This is a genomic window from Hydrogenophaga sp. PML113, from assembly GCF_001777155.1.
Lineage (GTDB): Bacteria > Pseudomonadota > Gammaproteobacteria > Burkholderiales > Burkholderiaceae_C > Hydrogenophaga > Hydrogenophaga borbori.
The window spans coordinates 123280-138885 of record NZ_MIYM01000006.1 but is presented as its reverse complement, the minus strand read 5'-3'; the positions used below and the strand labels follow the sequence as shown (position 1 = coordinate 138885).

The window sequence follows — 15606 nt, the reverse complement described above, 5'->3', positions numbered from 1 at the left end:
GCGTCTCCTCAGGCGGTGGGGGCCAGTTGTTCGCGCGCGCTGGCCGCGGGCGCGGTGGCGGGCGGCGCCAGCGGCGCGGCCTTGGCCAGCTCCTGGCCCGCGATGTAGCCGAAGGTGATGGCCGGGCCCAGGGTGATGCCCGCGCCGGGGTAGTTGCCGCCCATCACGCTGGCGGCGTCGTTGCCCACCGCGTACAGGCCGGCGATGGGCTGGCCCGCCGCGTCCAGCACGCGCGTCTTCTCGTCGGTGACCAGGCCGGCGAAGGTGCCGATGTCGCCAATGACCAGCCGGATGGCGTAGTACGGGCCGTGTTCCAGCGGGGCCACGCAGGGGTTGGGCGTGACGGTGGCGTCGCCCTGGTAGCGGTTGTAGGCCTTGCTGCCCTTGCCGAAGGCCGGGTCCTCGCCCTTCGCCGCGTGGCGGTTGAACTCGGCCACGGTCTGCTCCAGCGTGGCCGGCGCGATGCCCAGCTGGGTGGCCAGCTCGGCCAGGCTGGCGCCGGACTTCAGGTAGCCGTTGCGCAGGTGGCGGCCGATGGGCAGGGGCGCGGGCGCCACGCAGCCCAGGCCGTAGCTGCGCAGGGCCTTGTGGTCGCACAGCAGCCAGGCGAAGACCTCGGGCCGGCCTTCGCAGGTCTTGACCATGGCCTGCACGAAGTCGTGGTACGAGTTGCCTTCGTTGGTGAAGCGCCGGCCCTCGGGGTTGACCGCGATCACGCCGGGCTTGGCGCGGTCGATGAAGTGCGGCATCACGCCCGCGCTGCCGTCCGGGCGGGTGGTGACGGAGGCCGGCACCCACGCGGCCGCGTGGGGAATGGTGCCGTCCACGCGCCCGCCCACGGCCTCGGCCAGGCGCAGGCCGTCGCCCGTGTTGGTGGAGGGCGAGGGCGAGAAGTGCTCGCGGCCCGTGGGCGCGTGCGGGAACAGCTGCTGGCGGCGCTCCACGTCGTAGGGGAAGCCGCCCGCGGCCAGCACCACGCCGCGGCGCGCCACCACGCGCACCGGCCGGCCCTCGCGCTCGACCAGCGCGCCGGTGACCGCGCCGCCCTCGACCAGCAGCTGTTTCACCGGCGAGGACAACCACACGGGGATGTCGCGGTCCATGGCGGCCTTGGCCAGGCGGCCCGCGAGCGCGTTGCCGTTGGTCAGCGTCATGCCGCGGCCGTGGATGAGCACGTCGAAGAAATGGCGCGTCAGCCGCTTGGTCACGTACCAGAAGGACGTGGGCGACTTGAAGACCCGCATGAAGTGGCGGATCTCGGGGCCCGAGCCCAGCATCATCCCGAACACCGTGAGCTCGGGCAGCGGCGGCGCCAGCAGCTTGATGCGCGGGCCGAGCTCGCGGCCGTCGTAGGGCCGGGTCACCATGGAGCGCCCGCCCGGCAGGCCGCCGGGGGCTTCGGCGTGGTAGTCGGGAAAGACCGGCGGCAGGTCGAAGCGCAGCGGGGTCTGGCTGGTGAAGAACTCGATGGCCTTGGGGCCGTTCTCCAGGAAAGCGTCGACGCGGCGCTCGTCGTAGTGCGTGGTGGCCTCGTGCTTCAGGTAGGCCTTGGCCGCGCCGGGCGGCTCCTCGATGCCCTGCTCCTTGGCCAGGTGGGTGCCGGGGATCCACAGCCAGCCGCCCGAGCGCGCCGTGGTACCGCCGAACTGTGGCTGCTTGTCCACCACCAGCACCTGCAGCCCCTGCGCGGCGGCGGTGACGGCCGTGGCCATGCCCGATGCGCCGGTACCGATCACCAGTACGTCGACGGCTTGTGTCTCCTGTGACATGCCTTGCTCCTTGTCAGTGGGGGCGATTCTAGAAGCCCTATCTGACTATGGTCAATGCGTTTGATAATATCTTTTCGTCTGATTGGGTCGTAGCCGTTTGAAATAATCAGGGAAAACCCTATGGATACACTTGCCCGCGCCCCCACCGCCCACGTCCCCATGGAAGAAAAGAGCCGTCGAGGTATCCAGTCGATCGAGATCGGCAGCGCCCTGCTGCTGGAGCTCGCGCGCAAGGTGCGCCCGGTGGCCCTGAAGGACCTGGCCAAGGCGGCCGGCATGACGGCGGGCAAGGCCCACCCGTACATGGTCAGCTTCCTCAAGGTGGGCTTCGTGTCGCAGAACGACGCCGGGCAGTACGAGCTGGGGCCGCTGGCCCTGCAGTTGGGCCTGATCAAGCTGCAGCGCATGGACCCGGTCAAGGAGGCGTCCGCCGTGCTGGAGCAGCTCGCGCACGCCACGGGGCAGAGCGTGGCCCTGGTGGTCTGGGGCAACCTGGGGCCGACCATCGTGCGCATGGAAGAACCCATCCAGCCGCTGCACGTGAACCTGCGCACCGGCACCGTGATGTCGCTGACCAACACGGCCACCGGCCGGCTGTTCGCGGCCTACCTGCCGCCCAAGGTGGTGGAGCGGCTGCTGGCGGAGGACCTGGCGCGCTCGAACTACGGCACCGCGCCCAAGCCGGTGCACACCATCCAGGACCTGGAGCCCACGCTGGCCGAGATCCGCCAGCACGGCCTCTCGCGCACGCTCGGTCAGCCGATCCCGGGCATCGACGCGCTGTGCGCGCCGGTGTTCGACGCCGAGGGCCACATCGTGCTCGGCGTGCTGGTGATGGGCCCGTCGGCCACCTTCGACACCGCGTGGAACGGGCGCATCGCCAAGCCCCTGCTGGCCTGCGCCGCCGAGATCACGCGGCGTGTGGGGGGAGCGAAGTAGGCCGGACCGGCAACAGGCTCGGCCGGCCGCGCCGCAGGTAGCGGCCCTGGCCCCGGCGCGGGTGGAAGGCCTGCCCGTCCCACACCACCTCGCCGCTGGCGATGGTCACGCCCGGCCAGGCGCGCAGGGCCATGCCTTCGTAGGGCGTGTAGTCCACGTCGTGGTGCAGGGCGGCGTTGCGCACCGTGCGCTCGCCCTCGTCCCAGATCACCAGGTCGGCGTCGCTGCCGATGGCGATGGTGCCCTTGCGCGGGTGCAGGCCGTAGGCCTTGGCCGGGTTGGTGGACGTGAGCTCGACGAAGCGCTGCAGCGTGATGCGCCCGCCCAGCACGCCCTCCGAGTACAGCAGCGGCAGGCGCGTCTCGATGCCGGGGATGCCGTTGGGGATGTGCTGGAAGGCCACCTCTTCGCCGTTCGGCTTCTTGCCCTCGGTGCCGTCGTAGCGGAACGGCGCGTGGTCGGACGAGAACACGGTGAACAGGCCGTCGCTCAGGCCGTCCCAGATCACCTGCTGGTTCTGCTTGTCGCGCGGCGGCGGGCTGCAGACGCAGCGCGCGCCCTTGTAGCTGTCGTCGATGCCGAGGTCCTCGGCGGTGAGGAAGAGGTACTGCGGGCAGGTCTCGGCGAACACCTTGAGCCCCTGCGCGCGCGCCCAGCGGATCTGCTCCACCGCCTCGCGGCCCGAGACGTGCACGATGAGGATGGGCACGTCGATCAGCTCGGCCAGCGAGATCGCGCGGTGCGTGGCCTCGCGCTCCACCAGCATGGGCCGCGCGTGCGCGTGAAAGCGCGGCGCGGTGCGGCCCGCCGCCTCCAGCCGGCGCGTGAGCCAGGCGATGCAGTCGGCGTTTTCGGCGTGGATCATGGCCATGGCGTCGTGGCGCCGCGCGACCTCGAGCACGTCCAGGATCTGGCCGTCGTCGAGCTTGAGGTCGTCGTAGGTCATGTAGATCTTGAACGAGGTGTAGCCCTCGCGGATCAGCTCGGGCAGCTCGCGGCCCAGCACCTCGGGCGTGGGGTCGCTCACGATCAGGTGGAAGGCGTGGTCGATGTGCGCGCGGCCCTCGGCGCGCGCGTGGTAGTCGTCCACCGCGGCGCGCAGCGACTGGCCCTTGACCTGCGCCGCGAAGGGAATGACGGTGGTGGTGCCGCCGCAGGCCGCGGCCCGCGTGCCGCTGTCGAAGTCGTCGGCCATGCGCACCGGCGGCGCCATGGGCTGGTCGAGGTGGCAGTGCGCGTCCACGCCGCCCGGCGTGACCACGCGGCCCGCCGCGTCGATCTCGCGCGCGCCGGCGGCGAGCCCGTGGCCCAGTTGCTGAATCACGCCATCGCGTATGCCGATGTCGCTGACGAAGCTGTCCGAGGCCGTCGCCACGCGGGCGTTGCGGACCACGAGGTCGAAACTCGGGCGATCGCTCATGGCAGGGTCCTCCGTGCTGCGCGCTGCGGGGCTGAGCGCCTGGGGAACGGTCCGGCGGCGCTCACGGCTGGCGCCCGATCAGGCTGGCCAGGCCGTCCTTCAGGCCCTGGTGGGCCTTGGCCGGCGGCGGCGACATCGCGCCGCTGCGCCGCGGCGTGTAGCCGGCGCGGCCCAGGGCCTCGGCCATGCGGATGGCGCTGCCCACGCCATCGATCAGGGGCACGGGCACGTCGGCGGCGATCTCGCGCGCCAGACCGGCCAGCGGCGCGCCGGCCAGGATGATGCTGTCGGCGCCGTCCTGCTCCACGCAGCTCAGGCACATCTCGCGCAGCACGTCGCGCGCTTCCTGCTGCACCGTGCCCACGCTGGCGAAGCCCTGCTTGAGCCCGCGGTAGCCGGTCATGCGCGAGGACAGGCCCAGCTGCTCCACGGTCTGCACGTACCAGGCGCCGATGCGCTGCGAGATGCCCACGATGGCGAAGCGCCCGCCAAGCAGGAAGGCCGCCGCCACCGCCGATTCGGTGAGCCCGACCACGGGAATGTCCAGCAGCTCCTTGGCCGCCGCCACGCCGGGGTCGCCGAAGGCGGCGATGACGGCCACGTCGTGATCCGCCTGCTGCTGCGCCAGCAGCTGCAGCGTGGCGTAGGCGCCCACGGCGGCCTCGCCCGGCGTCTCGATGTAGGCCACGCCGAAGGGCGCGGTGGCCATGGTGATGCGCGTGTCGGGCAGGGCCGCGCGGCGCGCCTCGTTGTGGATCAGCTCGGTGACGCTGAGGGAAATGTTGGGGTTGATGACGAGGATGTTCAAGCGTTTCTCCGGGGCTCGACTTGCGCACGGGCCCGCTCCCACAAGGCGGCCGCCGCCTGTTGGGCGTCGGCCAGGATGCTGTCTTGGTCGACGCGCAGGGCGCGACCGCCTTCCACCACGATCTCGCCGTGCACCAGCACCATGGCCACGTCGCGGCCCTGGCCGGTGTGCACGAGGTTGCCCAGCGGGTTGATGTTGGGCACCAGGTGCGGGCGGCGCATGTCCACGCAGACCATGTCGGCCAGCTTGCCGGCCTCCAGGCTGCCCAGGTGCTCGCCCAGGCCCATGGCGTGCGCGCCGTTGTAGGTGGCCATGCGCAGCATGTCCGCCGGCTGCCAGCCGTCGTCGATGCCGCCGGTCTGTATGCGGCCGAGGTTGAGCGCCCAGCGCATGACCTCGATCATGTCGGCGTGCATGTTGTCGGTGGCCAGCGCCAGGCGGATGCCGGCGTCCTGCATGGCCCGCGTGGGCGCGATGCGCCCGCCGGTGGCGTTGCCCTTGGGCACGTGCGCGAGGTTCATGCGCGCCTCACCGGCGCGGCGCATGTCCGACTCGCTCATGTACATGCCGTGCGCGGCGATCAGCGAGGGGCCGAGCAGGCCGGTGCGCTCCAGCAGCTCGCAGGGCGTGCAGCCATCGCGCTCCTGCACGCGCTGGTTCTCCATGCGGCTTTGCGACAGGTGCGTGGTGACCACGCCGCCGTGGCGCTCGCGGTGGTCGGCGACCCGCCGCAGCAGGCCCTGCGAGCAGGTGTCCGGCGCGTGCGGCGTGAGGTGCACGCCGGTGCGGCCCTCGGGCCCGCCGTGCCAGCGCCCGTGCAGGGCCAGGGCCTCGCCCAGGGTGCGCTCGCCGATGGCCTCGTCGTGCCGCCACTCGCCCAGGTGCACGCGGGAGAAGTCCACGTCGTGGATGCGCCCGCAGGCGTAGGCGCGCAGGCCCACGTCGGCCATCGCGGGCAGGGTCAGGTCGGCGTGCACGTAGCTGTCGTTGATGACGGTGGAGCCGAACATCAGGGCCTCCAGCGCGCCCAGGCGCGCCAGGGCCACGGCCTCGTCCGGCGTGACCTCATGGCCATGCGGCACGCCGGGCGTGTAGGCCGGCGCGAAGCCCATGTCCTCGGCCACGCCCCGCACCATGGTGAGGATGGTGTGGGTGTGCACGTTGACGAAGCCCGGCAGCACCAGGTGCCCGCGCAGGTCGATGGTCCGGCGCGCGTCCACGCGCGGCGCGTCGCCGGCCCGGGCCACGAAGGCGATGCGCGGGCCGGCGATGCCGATGACCGCGTTCTCGATGACCTCCAGCTGCGGGCGCGTGTGCACCACCGTGGCGCCGGTAATCAGCAGGTCCAGCCGGTCCATTGGGCCCGGCGCCGCCGGGCTGGATGCGTCCAGTGACATGGCCACCCCTTAGAAGCCCAGCGCGCGCGGCAGCGCCGTGACGATGGACGGAAAGGCCACGCACAGCAGCAGCATCGCGAACTGGAAGATCACGAAGGGCATGGACTCGCGGATGATCGCGCCCATGGGCACGCGGGTGATGCCGCTCATGACGAAGAACAGCACGCCCACCGGCGGCGTCATCATCCCGATCACCAGGTTGAACATGAACAGGAAGCCGAACCACAGCGGGTCCAGGCCGAAGGCGTCGGCGATCGGCACGAACAGCGGCACCAGCATGATGTAGGCCGCGTTCGACTCCATGAACATGCCCACCACCACCAGCAGCAGCATGGTCAGCAGCACGAACACCATGGGATCGGCGGTCATGCTTTTCACCCAGTCCGCCAACTGCTGCGGCACCATGTCCACGGTGAGCAGGAAGGTCACGGTGGCGGCCAGCGCGATCAGCGCGCCCACCATCGAGGCCGTGACGGCCGCACGGAACAGACAGCCCGGCAGGTCCGACAGGCTCAGCTTGCGCGTGACCAGCAGGCCCACCACGCCCGAGTAGATCACCGCGATGGCGGCGCCCTCGGTGGCCGTGAACACGCCGCCGATGATGCCGCCCACCACGATGATGGGCATGAACAGGATGATGTGCGCCTTGCGGAACTGCACCCAGGCGTTGCGCGCGTTGAAGGCCTCGCCCGTGGGCGGGTACTTGCGCCGCCAGGAGATGAAGCTGGCGATGCCGATGAAGCCCAGCGCCAGCAGCACGCCCGGCACGATGCCGGCCATGAACAGCCCGCCCACCGACACCGAGGAACCGGCCATCAGGGCGTAGACGATCATGGCGTTGGACGGCGGAATCACCGGCCCCAGGTTGGCCGCCGAGGCGATCACCGCGCAGTTGAAGCTGTCCGGGTAGTGCTTGCGCAGCGCGGGCACCAGGGCGCTGCCCAAGGCGCTGGCCGAGGCCACGGCCGCGCCGCTGACCGAGGCGAGGATGGTGCCGGCGATGATGGTCACGTGGGCCAGGCCCCCGTGCACGCGCCCGACCAGGCTGTTGGCGAAGGCCACCAGCCGCTCCATCATGCCGGCCTTGACCATCAGCTCGCCGGCCAGCATGAACAGCGGGATGGCCATCAGCGGAAAGTTGTCCACCGCGTGCAGCATGCGCTGCGCCAGCATCACCAGCTCGAAGTCGGCGGCGTACAGGGCGGCCAGGGACGCGAAGCCCAGCGCGAACGCCAGGGGCATGCCCGCGAAAGCGAGCACGCAGAAGACGATGATCACGAGCCAGGTCATGACAACCTTCCTTCCCAGATGCGCGAACCCAGCCAGGCGTGCAGCACGAGGTGGATGAACGAATGGGCCGCGCAGATCAGCACGGCGACGTAGTAGATGCCGGCGGTGATGGGCAGGGTCGGCATGAGCTCCTGCCACTTGTCCAGCGTGGCCACCCAGGCGGCCCAGAAGATCGCCGCCATCAGCACCGCGCTGGCCACGCACACCACGCGGAACAGCCGTTCCTTGTTGCGCGGCGACAGGGCCATGAGCAGCAGGTCGATGCCGACGTGCACCGCGTACTTGATGCCGTGCGGGATCGCCAGGAAGATGACCCAGACGAAGAACAGGCGCGAGACCTCGTCGGCCGAGTCGATGGACGAGCTCAGCACGTAGCGCCAGAACACCTGCAGGGACACCATCAGCGTCATGGCGGCCATGGCCAGCACGATCACCACCATGGACACGCGGTCGAGGGCCTCGACCCAGCGCCGGATGGCGGGCCAGATCGGGGGCAGTCCGTTGTCGCCGGGCGGCGGGGCCGCCTCGGCGGCGCTCGCGCCCTGCGTCACTTGTTCGCCTCGGTGACGACGGCTTCGATCAGCTTGGGATCGATGCGCTTCTTGAGCGACTCCACCACGCCCGCGGTGCTGCGGCGGAAGTCGGCGCGGCCCTGCGGGGTGATCGCCGTGAAGGTCATGCCGGCCTTCACCAGCTGCTGGCGCCAGCGCTCATCCTCGCGGGCGGCTTCCGCGCGCTGCCAGGTCATGGCCTCTTTCATGGAGGCCATGACCGCCTCCTGCTGCGGCTTGCTCAGGCGCTCGAACAGGCGCTTGTTGGCGGCCGCGTTGATGAAGTCGTAGAAGTGGCCGGTGTCGGACAGGTGCTTCTGCACCTCGTTGAAGCGGCGGCTGGCGATGATGTTGTAGGGGTTCTCGTGGCCGTCGAGCACGCCCTGCTGCATGGCCGAGTAGACCTCCTTCACGTCCATGGCGACCGGGTTGGCGCCCAGCGCGCGGAAAGTGTCCAGGTGCACTTCGTTGGGCTGCAGGCGGATCTTCAGGCCCTTGAAGTCGGCCGAGGAGGTGATGGGCCGCACGTTGTTCGTCACGTGGCGAAAGCCCAGCTCGCCGTAGCCCAGGCTGATGAAGCCCTTCTGCGCCATGCGCTCGTCGAACAGCTTGCCGACCGGGCCGTCCATGACGCGGAAGGCGGCCTCGCGCGAGCTGAACAGGAAGGGCAGGCTGACGGCCTCGTACTCCGGCACGATGCGGGTGAAGTAGGCGATGGAGGTGACGATGGCGAACACCGTGCCGGAGCGCACCTGGTCGACGTTCTCGGCCGCGCCGCCCAGCTGCATGTTGGGGAACAGGTCGACTTGGAGCTCGCCCTTGGTGCGCGCCTCCACCTCCTTCTTGAAGATCTCCATCACCTTGGTGGCCGTGTGGTCCGCGGGGAAGTTGCCCGCCACGCGCAGCCGCTGCTGGGCCATGGAGGGGGCGTGAAGGCCCACGAGGGTCAGGGCGGCGACGGCCGAGAGAACAAGGGATCGGCGAAACTTCATGGCAATTCCTTCGCTGGGGTCAGCGGATGGGTTACAGGGGATGACGACCTGGAAAATGCAAGAACCGTGCAAGTGCATTATCTTTTCGACTATTCCCCTGTCAACAGGGTATTTACGCACTCAATTGGTGCTCATGCGACTGAATTTGCCTTAACCTCGCACTAAGATAATTCACTTTTGGCCGATTCGGCCAGGTTTGCATTCAAATGGGGAAGGCCGTGGACAAGCCGCTGACTGGGTCCCTGCAAGAGACCGCCCCCGCGCCGGGCGCGGAAGAGCCGCCCGGCGCGGAGGAGCGGCGCCGGCGTGGCGTGCACGCCGACGTCTGCGGGCACATCCGCAACCTGATCGTGCACGGCGAGCTCGCCTCGGGCGAGCGCATCAACGAGGTGGGGCTCAGCGAGGCCCTGGGCGTGTCGCGCACGCCCATCCGCGAGGCCTTGAAGGTGCTGGCGGCCGAGGGCCTGGTCGAGTTGCTGCCCAATCGGGGCTCGCGCGTGACCACGCCGTCGACGGACGAGATCGTCAACCTGTTCGCGGTGATCGCGGCCCTGGAGCGCCTGGCGGTGGAGACGGTGACGCTGCAGGCCTCGGCGCCGGCCCTGGCCCGACTGCGCGCGCTGCACGACGAGATGCTGCGGCACCACGCCGAGGGCGACCGCGACCGCTACTTCGAGCTCAACCACCGCATCCATGAAACCATCATCGAGATGGCGGACAACCCGCAGCTCAGCCGCACGCACGCCGACCTGATGACACGCGCCCGGCGCCCGCGCTTCATCGCCATCACCACCGACGGGCGCTGGGACGAGTCGGTGAAGGAGCACGAGTTGGTGATGTCGGCCATGGAGCTGCGCGACGCGCGCTTCGCTGGCGAGATCCTGTTCCGCCACGTGCTCAAGACGGGCACCGCCTACACCCAGTCGCTGGCCGCCGCGCGCGCGGCCTGAGCCCGCGGCGGCGCACCGGTTCAGGCCGGCGCCGCCGCGTGCCTCACCGCGCGCCAGGCGAACACCAGCGCCGGCCCCAGGGTGACGCCCGGCCCGGGGTAGCGCCCGCGCATGATGGACCCCATGTCGGCGCCGCAGGCGTACAGGCCATCGATCGCCTGGCCATCGGGCCGCAGCACCCGGGCGTCGGCGTCGGTGCTCAGGCCCACGCTCATGCCGGCGTCGCCCGGCCACACGCTCACCGCGTAGAACGGCGCGGTGGCGATCGGGCCCAGGCAGGGGTTGGGGCCGTGGTCCGGGTCGCCGTTGAAGCGGTTGAGCCCGCTCGTGCCCTTGCCGAACTCCTCGTCGACTCCCGTGGCCGCGAAGCGGTTGTGGCGCGCCACCGTGGCCTGCAGACCCTCGGCGTCCACGCCGAGCTGCGCCGCCAGCGCGGCCAGGGTCGGCGCGCGGCGCAGGTAGCCGTCGCGCACGAATGGGCCCAGCCGCCAGGCACCGGGGCGCACCAGGCCCAGGCCGTAGCGGCGCAGGAAGCGGGCGTCGCAGATCAGGTGCGCGGGCACGGCCGACGCGTCCTGCATGGCTAGCACGAAGTCGTGGTACGAGTCGCCCTCGTTGACGAAGCGCCGGCCGCGCGCGTCGACGGCGATCAGGCCCGGCTTGGCGCGGTCCAGCGCGAAGTGCGGGAAGCGCTGCGGCGCGCCGTCCGCGCCCTGCCGCACCGACACCGGCGCCCAGAAGGCCGGCGCGCGGTGCCCGGTCTCATCGACCGCGGCGCCCACGGCCTGTGCCAGCCGCAGGCCGTCGCCCGTGTTGCCCTCGGCCATCAGCGAATGCGTGTGCGCGGGCTGGGGCAGGAGGCGCTGGCGCCAGTCGGGCGCGTGCCCGAAGCCGCCGCAGGCCAGCACCACGCCGCGGCGCGCGCGCACGCGGCGCTCGCGGCCGCCGTGCGTCAGCGTGGCGCCGGTCACGGCGCCGCCTTCCTGGTGCAGCGCGCGCACGTCCACGCCGGTGAGCGGGTCCACGCCGCGCTGGCGCAGGCTGTGCAGCAGGCGCGCGATGAGCGCATTGCCCATCACCAGCCGCGTGCCGCGCGGGTGGCTCAGGCGGTCGCGCGCGTGCCGGGCCAGCAGGGCCAGCACATGGCGCAGCGCGCGCCAGGAGGCGAACGGGCGCAGCAGCGGCGCGACGTCGTCCTTGCTGACCGACAGGCCACCCAGCACCATCATGTGGCGCAGGGGCGGGCGCAGCCGCGCGAAGTCGGCGCCCAGCAGGCGCCCGTCGAAGGGGCGCGCCACCAGGGCCCGCCCGCCGATGGCCGCGCCGGCATGCCGGTCGTGGTAGTCGGGGTGGCGCGCGGCGGGCGCGAACACCACGTCGGAATGCCGCTCCAGGTAGTCCAGCACGCGCGGGCCGGTGGCGAGGAAGGCCTCGCGCAGGTCGGCCCCGCTGTCGGTGTCGATCTCGGCCGCCAGGTAGCGGCGCGCGCCCTCCAGCGGGTCGGCCAGGCCGGCGCGCTGGCTCTGGCTGCTGCCCGGCACCCACACCGTGCCGGCCGAACTGGCCGCCGTGCCACCCAGCTGACCGGTCTTCTCGCACACCAGCACGCTCAGGCCTTCGATGGCCGCCACCAGCGCGGCCGTCAGCCCCGCCACGCCGCCGCCGATGACCAGCAGGTCGACCTCGTCAGTGTCCATGCGCCAGCCCGCTCACCGGCGGGCGCCGGTGGAACCAGGGGCGGGCCGCTTCGAGCTGCGCGCACAGGCGCAGCAGCAGGCCCTCTTCGCCGTAGCGCGCCGCGAACTGGCAGCCGATCGGCAGCCCCTGCGGCGTCCAGTGCAGCGGCACCGAGGCGGCCGGCTGGCCGGTGACGTTGAAGGGGTAGGTGAAGGGCAGGTAGGCGGCCAGCCGGTCCATCCAGGCGCGCACGTCGCTGGAGCGGATGTCGAACCAGCCCAGCGGGCGCGGCGTCTGCGCCAGCGTGGGTGTGAGCCAGATGTCGTGGCGCTCGAAGAAACCGGCGATGCGCCGTGCCTGGCGGTGCAGCGCGTGCAGGTTGAGGATGTAGTCGCTCGCGCTCACGCCGCGCCCGGCCTCGGCCAGCGCGTAGGTCAGCGGCTCCACCAGCTCGCGGTCGGGCAATGCGCCGCCAGTGGCGCGCGCGATGTTGGCCATGGTGTTGGTGGCGAACACCATTTCGAAGCCGCGCTCCAGCGCGGGGGCGTCGAAGTCGGGCGAGGCCTCTTCCACGTGGTGGCCCAGCTGCTCGCACAGGCGCGCGGCGTCTTCCACCGCCGCCACGCAGGCCGGGTCCACGGGCACGCCGGTGGGCGCGGTCCGGGCGAAGGCGATGCGCAGGCGCCCGGGCGCGCGGCCCACTTCGTCGAGGTAGGGCCGCTCGGGCGGCGGCGCCTGGTAGGGGTCGCCCGGCATCGGCCCGGCCAGGGCGTCGAGCAGGGCCGCGCTGTCGCGCACGCTGCGGCTCACCACGTGCTGGTGGGCCAGGCCGCTCAGGCCCTCGCCGCCTTCGGGCCCGGCGCTGATGCGCGCGCGCGTGGGCTTGAGGCCGAACAGGCCGCAGCACGAGGCCGGGATGCGGATGGAGCCGCCGCCGTCGGTGGCGTGGGCCGCCGGCACCATGCCCGAGGCCACGGCCGCCGCCGCGCCGCCGCTGGAGCCGCCGGGCGTGAGCGCGGTGTCCCAGGGGTTGCGGGTGACGCCGTAGAGCATCGACTCGGTGGCCGGCGACAGGCCGAACTCCGGCGAGTTGGTCTTGCCCACGATCACCAGCCCCGCGCGGCGCATGCGGGCCACGATCTCGCTGTCGGCCGCCGGCATCTGCCGCGCGAACAGGCGCGAGGACGCGGTGGTGGCGGCCCCGGCCACCGAGGCCACCAGCTCCTTTACCAGGAAGGGCACGCCCTGGAAGGGACCGGGCGGCAGGCCGCGCGCGACCTCGGCGCGCGCCGCGTCGTGCAGCGGCGTGACCACGGCGTTGAGCCGCGGGTTGTGGCGCTGAATGCGCGCGAGCGCGGCGTCCAGCAGTTCCTGCGGCGCCACCTCGCCCCGGCGCACCAGCGCGGCCAGGCCCAGGCCGTCGTGTTCTTCGTAGCGGTCGATGCTCACGGGGCACACCTCCATGCGGCGCAGGGCGGGGCCGAGCCCCGGGGGAACGGTGCGGCGGGGCTCATGCGTGCTCCGGCGCGGCGGGGGGCCAGTCGGCGCGCGCCATGGGCGCGGTGCCGTCCAGCACGGGGTCCACGGCGGAGCCGAAGCCCGCGGCCGCCAGCGAGCCCAGGGCCAGTTGCCCGCGCCGAATGCGCAGGCGCACGTGGCCGTTCTGCTCGTGGTACAGGTCCGGGTGCGCGGCACCATAGGCCTGGGCCTCGGCCGGCGGGCGGCCGTTGAAGCCGTCGATGAAGTGGTGCGCGTTGCGCTCCACGTGCGCGATGCCCAGCAGGCTGACCAGCGCCAGGTCCTGCTGCACGGAGATGCCGGGCTGCGTGGTCAGGTCCTCGGCCGACATGAAGTACACCGGCCGGCCCTCGGCCCGGTTCCACACCTGGCAGCGCGCCAGGTTCAGCACCGACTTGTAGAAGCCCTTGCAGGCCTTGGACGAGACGCCGGTGTAGCCCAGGGCGCGCGCGCGTGCAAAGGCGTCGAGGTCGCCGTCGGACTCGTCGATGATGACCGGCTTGTGGCGCGCCAGCGCCGCCACCGGCTGGGCCAGCGCCACCTGGCGCCGGATGGGCTGCTCGATCAGCAGCGTGGCCTCGCACAGGCGGCGCAGCGCGGGATCGGCCGCCATGCGCCGCCACAGATCGGCGATGGCCTCGGCGTCGCCGTACTGCTCGTTGCCGTCCAGGGTCGCGAAATAGGGTTCATCCAGGCGATCGAGCACCGAGGCGATGCGGCGCAGGCGCTCCAGGTCGGCCTCGGCCTGGCCCGAAACCTTGAGCTTGAAGTAGCGGTTGCCGTAGGTGGCCACCACCTCTTCCAGGGTTTCGGGCAGGCCGTCGTTGACGCGCGCGCCGATCGCCTGGTCGGCCGCCACGATGGGGTCGAGCAGGCCGACGGTGTGCCGCACCGCCAGCGTGTGCAGCGGTTCCAGGCCGCGCAGGAAGGTCGCGAACTCGAAGCCCTTGAGGTCGGGCGCGATGGCGTGCGCGCGCAGGCCGGGCCGGTTGTGCCGCATGGCCTGCCAGAAGCTCAGGCCCTCGATGCGGCAGAGCGCGTCGAGCACGGCGCGGTCCAGCAGGGCCGGGCCGTAGCTGGTAACCAACGGGTTCAGGCCGATGGCGGCGCCGGCGTCCAGCAGCGGGCGGTAGTGCTCGGCGTACAGGTCGAAGGCGCTGAGCGCGGGCGCCGCGAGGTAGGCGTCTTCGCACAGCTCCAAGGCCTTGCGCAGCTGGTCGAGGTTCTGCGCGTCGCTCAGCGCGGGGTTCTTGTCGAACCACTTGGCGCCCAGGGCCTCGGCGGCGTAGCCCGTGCCCTCGCGCCCGTCCTCGTGGCGCACGCGCACGCGCACGATGGCCTGGCGGCCCTCGGTCACGGTGATGACGCCGAAGCGAAACGGCAGGCGCAGCCGGTAGGGCGACTCGAAGCGCTCGACGGACAGCACGTTCAGGCGGGGGGCGGGCGTGTCGTTCATTCAGTCCAGGGCCTCCAGCAGGCCGCGCAGGTAGCCGATGGCGCGCGCGGCGGCGGCCGGGCCATCGGGGTGGTGGTCGAAGGGCTCCACGGCCAGCCAGCCGGCGTAGCCGTGCCGGCGCAGTGCGCGAAGGATGTCGGCGAAGCCCAGCGCGCCCTGGCCGGGGCCGCGCCCGTTCGGGTCGTTCACCTGCACGTGGGCCAGCAGGCCGCTGGGCAGCCAGCGCGCCAGCAGCCCGTGCACCGGCTCGGCCTCGGCGCGCGCGGCGGCGCAGCAGTCGAGCATGGTGCGCAGCGCGGGCCGGTCGATGGCGCGCACGAGGGCGGCGGCTTCGGCCAAGGTGTGGACGAAGTCGGCCTCCGGCGGCGCCAGGGGCTCGATGCAGTAGGTGACGCCCGCCGCCTGCGCGTGTTCCGCGACCGCGGCGAAGACCTCGGCGGCGCGCTCGCGCGCGCCGGCCGCGTCGCGCGGCGTCAGGCGCCGCTGCGCGGGCGAGCCGTGCACCAGCACCTCGCCGCCGAGTTCGGCGCAGAGATCGACCAGGCCGCGCAGCACTTGCAGCGTGCGCGCGCGCACGGCGGCGTCGGGCGAGGTGATGGACAGGCCCTCGGGCTGGCGCAGCAGCCAGTGCAGGCCCGAGACCCGGATGCCCGCGTCGCTGGCGGCGCGGCGCAGGGCGGTGCGTTCGCTGGCCGGCAGGCGCCACGCGGTCTCGCCCAGCGTGAACGGCGCCAGCTCCAGCCCCTGGTAACCCACGGCCGCGGCCCACTCGCACTGGCGCGCGAAGGGCCAGGGCGCGAGGACCTCGTTGCACAGGGCAAGGCGCACGGGGCCGGTCC

Annotated in this window: 13 protein-coding genes; 2 read left to right on the top strand and 11 right to left on the bottom strand. The window is 72.1% G+C overall.

Annotation, left to right across the window (positions count from 1 at the left end; genetic code table 11):
* Positions 1–8: 8 nt before the first annotated feature.
* Positions 9–1769 (bottom strand): FAD-dependent oxidoreductase, encoded by a 1761-nt coding sequence (locus BHU06_RS13370; RefSeq protein WP_070399684.1) that lies wholly within the window; start codon positions 1767–1769, stop codon positions 9–11.
* A 159-nt stretch (positions 1770–1928) separates the two neighbouring features.
* Between BHU06_RS13370 and BHU06_RS13365 the strand changes: the two genes are divergently transcribed.
* Positions 1929–2708 carry an IclR family transcriptional regulator gene (locus tag BHU06_RS13365; protein ID WP_254668171.1) on the top strand — a complete coding sequence of 260 codons (780 nt, stop codon included), beginning with the start codon at positions 1929–1931 and terminating at the stop codon, positions 2706–2708.
* On the opposite strand, the gene hydA is transcribed toward BHU06_RS13365, so the two are convergent.
* The 6 genes from hydA to BHU06_RS13335 all read right to left on the bottom strand — a co-directional run bounded on the left by hydA (position 2680) and on the right by BHU06_RS13335 (position 9166).
* Entirely contained in the window at positions 2680–4128 is a 1449-nt protein-coding gene (gene hydA / locus BHU06_RS13360) for a dihydropyrimidinase (RefSeq protein ID WP_070399682.1), read from the bottom strand. The genes BHU06_RS13365 and hydA overlap by 29 nt on opposite strands.
* Positions 4129–4189: 61 nt before the next feature.
* Positions 4190–4936 (bottom strand): aspartate/glutamate racemase family protein, encoded by a 747-nt coding sequence (locus BHU06_RS13355; RefSeq protein ID WP_070399681.1) that lies wholly within the window; start codon positions 4934–4936, stop codon positions 4190–4192.
* Positions 4933–6333 carry an amidohydrolase family protein gene (locus BHU06_RS13350; RefSeq protein WP_070399680.1) on the bottom strand — a complete coding sequence of 467 codons (1401 nt, stop codon included), beginning with the start codon at positions 6331–6333 and terminating at the stop codon, positions 4933–4935. The genes BHU06_RS13355 and BHU06_RS13350 overlap by 4 nt, the downstream gene beginning before the upstream one ends.
* A 9-nt stretch (positions 6334–6342) precedes the next feature.
* Positions 6343–7623, bottom strand: coding sequence for a TRAP transporter large permease (locus tag BHU06_RS13345; RefSeq protein ID WP_070399679.1), 1281 nt, complete (start codon positions 7621–7623; stop codon positions 6343–6345).
* Positions 7620–8174 (bottom strand): TRAP transporter small permease, encoded by a 555-nt coding sequence (locus BHU06_RS13340; RefSeq protein ID WP_083293225.1) that lies wholly within the window; start codon positions 8172–8174, stop codon positions 7620–7622. The genes BHU06_RS13345 and BHU06_RS13340 overlap by 4 nt, the downstream gene beginning before the upstream one ends.
* Positions 8171–9166, bottom strand: coding sequence for a TRAP transporter substrate-binding protein (locus BHU06_RS13335; RefSeq protein WP_070399678.1), 996 nt, complete (start codon positions 9164–9166; stop codon positions 8171–8173). The genes BHU06_RS13340 and BHU06_RS13335 overlap by 4 nt, the downstream gene beginning before the upstream one ends.
* A 218-nt stretch (positions 9167–9384) precedes the next feature.
* Between BHU06_RS13335 and BHU06_RS13330 the strand changes: the two genes are divergently transcribed.
* Entirely contained in the window at positions 9385–10116 is a 732-nt protein-coding gene (locus BHU06_RS13330) for a GntR family transcriptional regulator (protein ID WP_175442854.1), read from the top strand.
* Positions 10117–10136: 20 nt separating this feature from the next.
* Here the strand turns inward: BHU06_RS13330 and BHU06_RS13325 are convergent, their stop codons facing one another.
* The 4 genes from BHU06_RS13325 to BHU06_RS13310 form a co-directional block, all read right to left on the bottom strand.
* Entirely contained in the window at positions 10137–11813 is a 1677-nt protein-coding gene (locus tag BHU06_RS13325) for an FAD-dependent oxidoreductase (RefSeq protein WP_070399676.1), read from the bottom strand.
* Positions 11803–13242 (bottom strand): amidase, encoded by a 1440-nt coding sequence (locus BHU06_RS13320; RefSeq protein WP_254668170.1) that lies wholly within the window; start codon positions 13240–13242, stop codon positions 11803–11805. Before BHU06_RS13320 ends, BHU06_RS13325 begins: the two co-directional genes overlap by 11 nt.
* Positions 13243–13303: 61 nt before the next feature.
* The gene (locus BHU06_RS13315; protein ID WP_070399674.1) at positions 13304–14767 is read right to left on the bottom strand and encodes a mandelate racemase; all 1464 of its coding nucleotides are present in this window, start codon (positions 14765–14767) and stop codon (positions 13304–13306) included.
* Positions 14768–15595 carry a sugar phosphate isomerase/epimerase gene (locus tag BHU06_RS13310; RefSeq protein ID WP_070399673.1) on the bottom strand — a complete coding sequence of 276 codons (828 nt, stop codon included), beginning with the start codon at positions 15593–15595 and terminating at the stop codon, positions 14768–14770. It abuts the gene before it with no gap.
* Positions 15596–15606: the final 11 nt, after the last annotated feature.

Coding starts and splice junctions, on each gene's coding strand:
- BHU06_RS13370 (WP_070399684.1), bottom strand. CDS start 1,769: ATGTCACAGGAGACACAAGCCGTCGACGTACTGGTGATCGGTACCGGC.
- BHU06_RS13365 (WP_254668171.1), top strand. CDS start 1,929: ATGGAAGAAAAGAGCCGTCGAGGTATCCAGTCGATCGAGATCGGCAGC.
- hydA (WP_070399682.1), bottom strand. CDS start 4,128: ATGAGCGATCGCCCGAGTTTCGACCTCGTGGTCCGCAACGCCCGCGTG.
- BHU06_RS13350 (WP_070399680.1), bottom strand. CDS start 6,333: ATGTCACTGGACGCATCCAGCCCGGCGGCGCCGGGCCCAATGGACCGG.
- BHU06_RS13345 (WP_070399679.1), bottom strand. CDS start 7,623: ATGACCTGGCTCGTGATCATCGTCTTCTGCGTGCTCGCTTTCGCGGGC.
- BHU06_RS13335 (WP_070399678.1), bottom strand. CDS start 9,166: ATGAAGTTTCGCCGATCCCTTGTTCTCTCGGCCGTCGCCGCCCTGACC.
- BHU06_RS13325 (WP_070399676.1), bottom strand. CDS start 11,813: ATGGACACTGACGAGGTCGACCTGCTGGTCATCGGCGGCGGCGTGGCG.
- BHU06_RS13315 (WP_070399674.1), bottom strand. CDS start 14,767: ATGAACGACACGCCCGCCCCCCGCCTGAACGTGCTGTCCGTCGAGCGC.